Genomic DNA, 1,288 nt, shown 5'->3' with positions numbered 1-1,288 from the left:
GGCATGACCAAGGCGGCGATGCACCAGATGACCCGCAACCTCGCGGTGGAGTGGGCCGAGGATGGCATCCGGGTCAATGCAGTGGCGCCGTGGTACATCCGGACCCGTCGCACTTCGGGCCCGCTGTCCGATACCGACTACTACGAGGAAGTGATCGGACGCACGCCGATGCGGCGCATCGGTGAGCCGGAGGAAGTGGCCTCGGCCGTGGGCTTCCTGTGCCTGCCGGCATCGAGCTATGTCACCGGCGAATGCATCGCGGTGGATGGCGGCTTCCTGCGCTACGGGTTCTGACGGGACCACCCGCTGCGAATCGGCAACCACGGCGGGCGTGGATGCTCTACTTCGGCACGGGGCAGTCGCTGGCTTCCAGCACGGCCTGCAGGCGTTCGCGTTCGCCGCGGGCTGCCGGTTGGTTTTCGGGCGCAGCAAAGCGCTCGCGACCGCGTGCATCGCGGAAGCGCTGCTGCCAGCTGCCGCAGCGCTGCGCTTCGGCCACTTCAGTGCAGCGGTCCCTGACCACCTCACAGCTGGCGGCGTTCACCGGTGTCGCTCCGCCCAGGCCCTGCACGTTCAACAGTTCGCAGCGGCCTGGTGCAGCCTCGTACTCATGCAGGTACGAGCTTCCCTCGCTGCTGAGGCATTGATAGATCGCCGGCAGCGGTGGCTTTGACGGTGTGTTGCCATCCCCCGACGTGGCGTCGCTCGAACGTGGCAGCACCGCGCTGTCGAGTATGGCGTCGCCGCCTTCGTGCTCGACCATGCGTGCTTCCATGATCGTTCGGCCCTCACGTGGCTGCGTAGCGGCAGGCTCGGTGGCGGCGTCCACGGACGGCATCGCTGCAGGCGTCGGAGCGGGGCTGTTCTGCACCGGCGCAGCGGGTGCTGCAGCGGCTGGCGCAGGGACGCGCTGGATCTGCTGGCGGGTGCCGGCGGGGCAGGGGGTGCGCTGCAACGTAGGAACATCGCTGCTGCCCATGCAGCGGTAGATCACCATATCGTCGGCCAACGCGTTGCCGGGCAACAGGGCCATGGCCAGCCAGATCAGTCTTTTCATGCGATCAGCCTACAGCGGTGGTCCATGCCCGGGTAGTTGCCAACCTTGGTTGGCACCCGCAGTGCCCATGCCGTGGTAGTTGCCAACCTTGGTTGGCACCGYTGTTTGCCAGYGCCCACCAAGGTGGGCGTCTACCAAAGCGGGGGCACAGCCCCAGCGCAGGGCTCAGATGCCCCGGTARTTGCCAACCTTGGTTGGCACCGYTGTTTGCCAGTGCCCACCAAGGTGGGC

General features: G+C 67.1%; 2 protein-coding genes. One reads left to right on the top strand and one right to left on the bottom strand.

What is annotated here, in order from left to right; translation table 11 throughout:
- Window positions 1-294, top strand: a 294-nt coding sequence (locus tag AC1VAN_RS22145; protein ID WP_480986783.1) for an SDR family oxidoreductase, incomplete at its 5' end; no start/stop codon positions are given.
- A gap of 46 nt (window positions 295-340) precedes the next feature.
- Here AC1VAN_RS22145 and AC1VAN_RS22140 read toward each other — a convergent pair.
- Entirely contained in the window at window positions 341-1,057 is a 717-nt protein-coding gene (locus AC1VAN_RS22140) for a hypothetical protein (protein ID WP_442251675.1), read from the bottom strand.
- Between the last annotated feature and the right edge of the window lie 231 nt (window positions 1,058-1,288).

It is taken from the genome of Stenotrophomonas sp. 05L44_2, assembly GCF_056665995.1.
Note: the sequence above shows the minus strand (reverse complement) of the source record. Positions and strands in the feature narration are given on the sequence as shown.